We start from the raw sequence: 6,980 nt of genomic DNA on the forward strand, positions 1-6,980 counted from the left end.
TTTATGACAATCAATAAAAGGCTTCGTGATGAGGCCATTTTTCATCGTGTGAATCTTGTTGGTTATGAAAATAACCTAATAAAAGAATCATTAAAATTGCTGAATATTGTTGATAAACAATTAACAGCGCAGCTTTATGTAGCATTAGAGGATATGACAGCCAGTGAATTTAAAATATCACGGCTAGAATCAATGCTCAGTAGTGTTAAATCATTAAATTCATTTTCTGATTACTTATTTGGTGAATTGAATTTATTTTGTGAGCATGACAGTCATTACCAATATTCACTATTTGAATCATTGCTACCAGATAATGTTTTAGCTAAATATCCACTTATGCAAATATCGCCAAATCAATTATTTACAGCGGTAAAAACCAAGCCTTTTCAGGGGCGTTTGTTGTGTGAATGGGTGAGCAATATTGAGGATGATAGGCTTAAACGTGTTACCAATGCCGTTAGAACTGGTTATGCAACAGGTGAAACCACCGAACAGATTATTAGGAGAGTGAGAGGTACTAAAAAGAACAATTATAAAGATGGCGTTTTAGAAACGAGTAAGAGAAACGTATCATCATTAATTCATTCTGCTATATCTCATACTGCTGCGCTATCTCGTAATGAGTTCGGTCAAGCCAATAGTGATTTGATAAAAGGAAAACAATGGTTATCTACGCTAGATACTAGCACCACTCCGATGTGCATGATCCGCGACTTAAAGGTTTATTCACTGGACAACAAACCTATTGATCATGATATTCCGTATGGCGATGGTCCCGGCAGACTTCACTTTTGTTGTCGTTCTGTTGAAACATTTATTCTGAAAAGCTATCGAGAACTTGGAATTGATATTGACGAAACGCCAACAGGCACGAGAGCATCAATGGATGGGCAGATTCCTGCTAAAACCTCATATCTCGAATGGTTGAAGAGCCAATCAAAAAAAAGGCAGGAGCAGATATTGGGGGTGGAACGAGCTAGGTTATTAAGAAGTGGCGAGATTACACCAGAAAAATTCTTTACTCGTGATGGGCATCTTTTAACAATCAATGAGTTAAACAAAACAATAGATAAGTAAATATTCATTAACATCTACAAGGTCGCTATACGCGGCCTTTTTTATTTTAAGAGCAAAATTCAAAGTCCTAAGGAAAAATTATGTTATTTAGAGAAATCAACCGAAAGTTTTATTCAGAAGCGCAAGAAGGCGGCGATGCTGGCGGCGGCGCAACAATCACCCCAGAAGTGCAAGCCCTAATTGATAAAGCGGTCGCCGAAAACACGCAAGGCTTAAAGAATAAAAACACCGAATTACTAGGTAAGCAAAAGGTATTGTCAGAAAAACTTAAGCAGTTTGAAGGGATTGACCCTGAGGCTGTACGAACGATTTTACAGCGATTTTCTGATGACGAAGAAGCAAAACTGATTTCGGCGGGCAAGATCGACGAAGTTTTAAGTAAGCGAACTGAGCGATTTAGAAATGAGTTTGATAAAAAGTTAAAAGCTGAACAAGAACGAGCTGATAGCGCACAAAAGAAAGTCGAAAAGTATAGCAGTATTGTGCTTAGCAACAAAATGACTAATGCGGCATTGAAAGCAGGAGCGTTACCAGAAGCATTAGAAGATATTAGTTTACGTGCCAAAGGCATGTTTATTTTAAGTGATGACGGCGAGGCTGTCGCAGTAGGACAAGATGGTGAACCACTACTTGGAAAAGATGGTAAAACTCCATTAACACCTCAAGAGTGGGTGGAATCATTAAAAGATAACGCTCCTCATTTATTTCCTCGAGCCGAAGGCACAGGAAGTGGAGGGCACAAATCGGGTGGCGCAAATCTAGTCCGTTCAAAAATGACCAGTACGGAAAAACACAATTACATCCAGAAGCATGGTCAACAAGCATATTTAAAATTACCAAAAGATTAAGAGGAAGTTAAATAATGGCAACAACAGTAAATACAGATTTAATTATTTATGATGATTTAGCACAAACTGCTTTTTTGGAACGACGCCAAGATAATCTTGATGTGTTCAATACCGCATCAAACGGGGCGATTTTGATTGATAATGAATTAATTGAAGGCGATTTCCGAAAACGCGCGTTCTATAAAGTGAACGGCTCTATTGATCCGCGTGATGTTAATTCCGTCAAATCTATTACAGGAAAAAAAATCGGCGCAGGCGAAGCTGTGGGCGTCAAAGTACCGTGGAAATATGGACCCTATGAAACAACAGAAGAAGCATTTAAACGCCGTGGGCGTGATATTTCTGAATTTTCAGAGGTGATCGGCGTTGATGTGGCAGATGCAACATTAGAGGGCTACGTTAAATATGCCATCAATTCTCTAATGGCTGCTATTGGTGCTAACACAGACATGACAGTAACCGCAGATATTGCGACCGATGGGAAGAAAACATTAACTAAAGGACTGCGTAAATACGGTGACAAATTCAATCGCGTAGCGTTATTTGTCATGCACTCTACAACCTATTTTGACATTGTAGATCAGGCAATGGACAACAAGCTATACGAAGAAGCTGGCGTTGTCGTCTATGGCGGTCAACCGGGCACATTAGGTAAACCTGTATTGGTTACTGATTCTGCGCCAGTTGATGCAATTTTGGGTTTAGTTGCAAGTGCTGTAAAAATCACTGAATCACAAGCTCCGGGATTCCGTTCTTACGACATCAACGACCAAGAGAACTTGGCTATAGGTTATCGTGCCGAGGGTGCAGTTAATGTTGATTTACTCGGGTATAGTTGGGATACATCAAAAGGCGCGAACCCAGACTTAACCAAGCTTGGCAACGGCGCTAACTGGAAAAAACACTTTGATAGCAACAAATCAACCGCAGGTGTTTTAATTAAATTAGCGCCGGCTGGATATAGTCTAGAGACGCCAGAAGCCGGCAATAAAGGCAATAAAGGTAATAAATAAAATAAGGGCTTTACGCCCTTTTTTGGAGCGATGAATGATAACTACAGATCATAATTCCAACTCTTTCAATAGTTATGCTAGCGCTGATGATTTAGAGAATTTTGCTGACGCAAGAGGTATACAATTACCAGAAAACAAAGAGCCGTTACTCATTAAAGCAATGGATTATTTGAATGGATTAAATTGGGCAGGACAAAAAGCTCGGCCCGATCAGCCATTACCTTTTCCTCGAAAAGATATGGTCATTGACAGCTATTTTTTACCTAGCGGAATCATTCCCGTTCAAGTTGTTACCGCGCAATGCATGCTAGCTGTTGAGGCTATTTCGGGTGATTTATTACCTAGTGTACGTGAAGCTCCAGTAAAATCGGAATCTTTAGCTGGTGCGCTTGCGGTATCTTATGCAGTTGATGAATCTGGATTTAAACCTCGGTATCCATCTGTTATGTCAATACTGGGGGGATTGGTTGTTAGCAGTGGATTCTCAATAAATTGTATTGCTGAGAGGTCGTAATGGGTAGCTTTTATGAACGTTCATCTAATACGGCATTAAGGCTTCTGTCAAAGTACGGAATTGAATACTCCGTGTTAAGAAAAGGCAAAGTTTCGATTGTTAACGGCAAGGAAGTTATTACTGGGAATCAAACGTTTACAGCAATTGGCGTAAAAACTAACTATAACCAGATTGAAATTGACGGAACAGTCATTCAGTCTGGAGATATTCAAATGATTTTTGCCGCTAATATTGAGCTGAAAATTAATGATATTGTAACTGTTGATGATGAAAAATATCTGATTAAACAGCCTAATCCCGTAAAACCTGCTGATGTTCTCATATGCTACAAAGCACAGTTGAGGAAAGCTTAAATGTCGAATAGCCAAAATTTTCTATCGTCTATCAATGCGTTTGTAGATAAAGCGAAAGCAAAAAATGAGCTTGTAGTTAAAAAGGCTAGTATCGAAATCTTGCAAGACATTATCAGAATGTCACCGGTAGGACAGTCTGAATTATGGCAAGGTTATGCACCCAAAGGCTATGTCGGTGGACGTTTTCGTGGTAACTGGCAAGTTACCTTTAATGTGCCTGCATCTGTTGAACTAGATAGAATTGATCCATCAGGAATGGACACGTTAAAAGATGGTATCGAGCAGATTGGGCGGTATACAAATGGTGTTCAGTCAATCTACTTTACTAACAACCTACCTTACAGTGTGAGATTAGAGTTTGGACACTCTAAACAAGCGCCTAACGGTATTGTCAGGGTCGCCGCACTAAATGCTCAAGTTCATTTTGAAAACGCCACAAAAGGAGGTTAATAATTGATTTCGACAATTTCAGAATTGCTCGAATCGCATTTAGATATCATTGCCAACCAGCTAGGTTTACCAATCATTTATGAAAACATCGAAGCAACACCTAATGACGAAATCTACTTAAAATCCAACGTATTGCCAGCAATCACAACCAGCTTTGATTTGGGCGGTAATTCAAGGATTTACAAAGGAGTTTACCAAGTTAGCGTAGTTGCTCCAATTAACACTGGTAAATCACACTCTCAGCAGATATCAGAAGCGATTATTAGGCATTTCAAACTCAATACAGAGTTAACCAAAGATAATTTTTCACTTTACATCAACTCAATACCAAGCGTTTATCCAGCTATCACGGATAAAACCACTTACACCATACCAATTAGCATGAATTACCGTGCTGATACGTTAATTTAATTAAATTAGGAGTTTTAATTATGGGTTTTGCATTACCTAACGGCGCACGTGTTTACGTGCAAAAATCAAAAGGTGAGGCTTTAGCATTTGAAACTATTACAAACGCCAAAGAAGCGGTCGTTACATTGAAAACGAATCACGGACTTGTGGTTGGCGATGAGGTTCTAATTACTTCGGGTTGGACAAAATTAAATAATGCGGTTGCGAAAGTATCGAAAGTTAATAATTTAGAAGTCATTCTTGGCAATATTAACACGACAAATGTCAGTGCATTTCCTGCTGATGAAGGTAGTGGAACATTAACCAAAATTACAGCGTGGGAACGATTGCCACAGGTAAAAGAAGTTGCTACTGAGGGCGGTGAACAACAATTTGTTCAAATTCAATTTTTGGATGATGATACAGAACGACAATTACCAACCATTAAATCAGCAAAAAGCAAAAGCTTTACTATTGCTCATGACAGCTCTTTGCCGATCTATCCGCTATTGCAGGAATTAGATCAGACGAACGATGTGGTAGCAATGAAAATGTATGTACCGAAAGCAAAAGAAACTCGCTATGACGCTGTACGTGTGTCATTTGACCCAACACCTGAAACAGCTATTAACGAAATTGAAACTGTAAAAATCAATACAACAGTCGAATCACCCGCAATCACATTTTACAAAGATAAATAAGGATAACTAAATGGCAAAATTTAAATTAGTCGCAGAACCAACGTTTAAATGTAATGTTTTAATTCCTCGAGCAGGTCAAGAGGACGGGCAAATCGAACTCACTTTTAAACATTACTCAGCAGATAAGCTCGCTAAACTTGAAGATGAAGTTAAAGATAAACAAATCGTCGATCTTGTCATGAAAATAGTTCAAGGCTGGAGCTTGGATGAAGAATTTAATCAAGAAAACATGCAAATCTTATTAAATAACTATCCTGCTGCTTGGCGTGCGATAACCGATACATACTATAAAGAAATGTTAGGTCAGCGCGAAAAAAACTAATTGAACTTGCCATTGCTCTATATACCCCCGAGCCATCAAAAGATGAATTGGCGGCATTCGGTCTAACTGAAGACGATTACGCTGATGAGTATGTAGAAATATGGCAAGATAATTTAGATGCTTTTAAGTTATTCAAGTCAATGTCCACCCAGTGGCGCACAAGCATGGGTGGCGTTACAGGGCTTGATTACAATTGTTTGCCATGGGTTATGAAAGTTAACAATATAGCTGAAAACGAGACTATTTTTAATGATATTCAAATAATGGAAAGTGAAGCCCTGAAATTAATAAATAAAGTTAAATAACTGGCGAAAAATCAGTTGTTTTAAAATAAGTTAATTAATAAACTAATTAATAAATAAAATAGGTTGGATTTCGGAGTAAATATGAAAAGAGATTGGGAATTAGTCAGAAAAATAATGATTGCCATTGAAGAAGCTCCTTCTGACATGCATATATCATCCTTTTCTATTGATGGTTACAATCCTGAATTCGTTGGTTATCACTTAAAATTACTAAGTGATGCCAGATTAATCGACGCTATTGACGCTAGTAGTGATGATATGCGTTACGAATATTATGCACAAGAGCTAACATTAGCGGGGCATGAATTTTTAGATAATATTAGAAGCGACACTAATTGGAATAAAATTAAAAAAATAGTAAAAGATAAAGGATTAGAATTAACATTTGATACTGTTAAATCAGCGGCATCTTATATGGTTATGAATCTTTTTTCATAAGACGATTCAATATTACAGGAATAGAATGAGAACATACCAATGACCATGATAATAGCAGCAAATTTAGGTGAATATGTAGTATTAGCCGCGGACAAAAGGGCGGTGATGCTTGGTGCTGATGGACTTAGTTCTTATGTTGTCTCTGATGATACAAAAAAGATTGTTGATTGCAAATGCTTTGGTGTTACAGGTATGGGCTATGTAGAGATACTAGATGATTTTAAATCCATGGTATGTAAAGCAAAAATGAACTCTACTGATATTTTTATATCTTTAGCTAAAAAAGCTTATTTTAAGAATTTCACAACTCACAACTACAAATTATCTAAAACAAAATATTTGGTTGCCTACATTACCGAACTCAATAATTTCCTCTTGCCAAGAGTTGCAATTATTGAGGCGGGCAACCCAAATGACTTAATTATAGTTGATGATATTACAATCCTTTGCAAAGTAACTAAAGGCACAAATGAAACCTTACGAGACTTTTTAAAAGAAAATTTAAAAGTTCCAGATGAGAAAATTGCAAGTGAACAAAAATTAATATTTGAAAACATAGAATATAATAA

At 37.6% G+C, this 6,980-nt stretch carries 12 protein-coding genes; all 12 read left to right on the forward strand.

Annotated elements, in window-relative coordinates:
• The first annotated feature begins 3 nt into the window (after positions 1-3).
• The gene (locus tag A9G45_RS04195; RefSeq protein WP_065568172.1) at positions 4-1,077 is read left to right on the forward strand and encodes a hypothetical protein; all 1,074 of its coding nucleotides are present in this window, start codon (positions 4-6) and stop codon (positions 1,075-1,077) included.
• An 80-nt stretch (positions 1,078-1,157) separates the two neighbouring features.
• Positions 1,158-1,925, forward strand: coding sequence for a hypothetical protein (locus A9G45_RS04200; protein ID WP_065568171.1), 768 nt, complete (start codon positions 1,158-1,160; stop codon positions 1,923-1,925).
• A gap of 14 nt (positions 1,926-1,939) precedes the next feature.
• The gene (locus A9G45_RS04205; RefSeq protein ID WP_065568170.1) at positions 1,940-2,938 is read left to right on the forward strand and encodes a major capsid protein; all 999 of its coding nucleotides are present in this window, start codon (positions 1,940-1,942) and stop codon (positions 2,936-2,938) included.
• A gap of 34 nt (positions 2,939-2,972) precedes the next feature.
• The gene (locus A9G45_RS04210; RefSeq protein ID WP_065568169.1) at positions 2,973-3,452 is read left to right on the forward strand and encodes a DnaT-like ssDNA-binding protein; all 480 of its coding nucleotides are present in this window, start codon (positions 2,973-2,975) and stop codon (positions 3,450-3,452) included.
• Entirely contained in the window at positions 3,452-3,805 is a 354-nt protein-coding gene (locus tag A9G45_RS04215) for a hypothetical protein (protein ID WP_065568168.1), read from the forward strand. Before A9G45_RS04210 ends, A9G45_RS04215 begins: the two co-directional genes overlap by 1 nt.
• Entirely contained in the window at positions 3,806-4,255 is a 450-nt protein-coding gene (locus tag A9G45_RS04220) for a hypothetical protein (protein WP_065568167.1), read from the forward strand.
• Between the two features lie 3 nt (positions 4,256-4,258).
• Positions 4,259-4,666, forward strand: a complete 408-nt coding sequence (locus tag A9G45_RS04225; RefSeq protein ID WP_081297818.1) for a DUF4128 domain-containing protein — start codon at positions 4,259-4,261, stop codon at positions 4,664-4,666.
• A gap of 20 nt (positions 4,667-4,686) precedes the next feature.
• Positions 4,687-5,346, forward strand: coding sequence for a phage tail protein (locus A9G45_RS04230; protein WP_065568166.1), 660 nt, complete (start codon positions 4,687-4,689; stop codon positions 5,344-5,346).
• 10 nt (positions 5,347-5,356) lie between these two features.
• Positions 5,357-5,668, forward strand: coding sequence for a phage tail assembly chaperone (locus tag A9G45_RS04235; RefSeq protein ID WP_034910063.1), 312 nt, complete (start codon positions 5,357-5,359; stop codon positions 5,666-5,668).
• Between the two features lie 47 nt (positions 5,669-5,715).
• A complete protein-coding gene (locus A9G45_RS04240) occupies positions 5,716-5,973 on the forward strand; it encodes a DUF1799 domain-containing protein (protein WP_081297819.1) in 258 nt (85 codons plus the stop codon).
• Between the two features lie 81 nt (positions 5,974-6,054).
• A complete protein-coding gene (locus A9G45_RS04245) occupies positions 6,055-6,411 on the forward strand; it encodes a DUF2513 domain-containing protein (RefSeq protein ID WP_065568164.1) in 357 nt (118 codons plus the stop codon).
• Positions 6,412-6,450: 39 nt separating this feature from the next.
• On the forward strand, positions 6,451-6,980 hold a 530-nt coding region (locus A9G45_RS04250), incomplete at its 3' end, for a hypothetical protein (protein ID WP_141673596.1).

Origin of the sequence: Gilliamella sp. HK2 (assembly GCF_001690265.1) — a bacterium.
Taxonomy (GTDB): domain Bacteria; phylum Pseudomonadota; class Gammaproteobacteria; order Enterobacterales; family Orbaceae; genus Gilliamella; species Gilliamella apicola_C.

What these genes read in the sequence shown, in the direction of transcription:
- A9G45_RS04195 (WP_065568172.1), top strand. Translation starts at nt 4, where the DNA reads ATGACAATCAATAAAAGGCTTCGTGATGAGGCCATTTTTCATCGTGTG.
- A9G45_RS04200 (WP_065568171.1), top strand. Translation starts at nt 1,158, where the DNA reads ATGTTATTTAGAGAAATCAACCGAAAGTTTTATTCAGAAGCGCAAGAA.
- A9G45_RS04205 (WP_065568170.1), top strand. Translation starts at nt 1,940, where the DNA reads ATGGCAACAACAGTAAATACAGATTTAATTATTTATGATGATTTAGCA.
- A9G45_RS04210 (WP_065568169.1), top strand. Translation starts at nt 2,973, where the DNA reads ATGATAACTACAGATCATAATTCCAACTCTTTCAATAGTTATGCTAGC.
- A9G45_RS04215 (WP_065568168.1), top strand. Translation starts at nt 3,452, where the DNA reads ATGGGTAGCTTTTATGAACGTTCATCTAATACGGCATTAAGGCTTCTG.
- A9G45_RS04220 (WP_065568167.1), top strand. Translation starts at nt 3,806, where the DNA reads ATGTCGAATAGCCAAAATTTTCTATCGTCTATCAATGCGTTTGTAGAT.
- A9G45_RS04230 (WP_065568166.1), top strand. Translation starts at nt 4,687, where the DNA reads ATGGGTTTTGCATTACCTAACGGCGCACGTGTTTACGTGCAAAAATCA.
- A9G45_RS04235 (WP_034910063.1), top strand. Translation starts at nt 5,357, where the DNA reads ATGGCAAAATTTAAATTAGTCGCAGAACCAACGTTTAAATGTAATGTT.
- A9G45_RS04245 (WP_065568164.1), top strand. Translation starts at nt 6,055, where the DNA reads ATGAAAAGAGATTGGGAATTAGTCAGAAAAATAATGATTGCCATTGAA.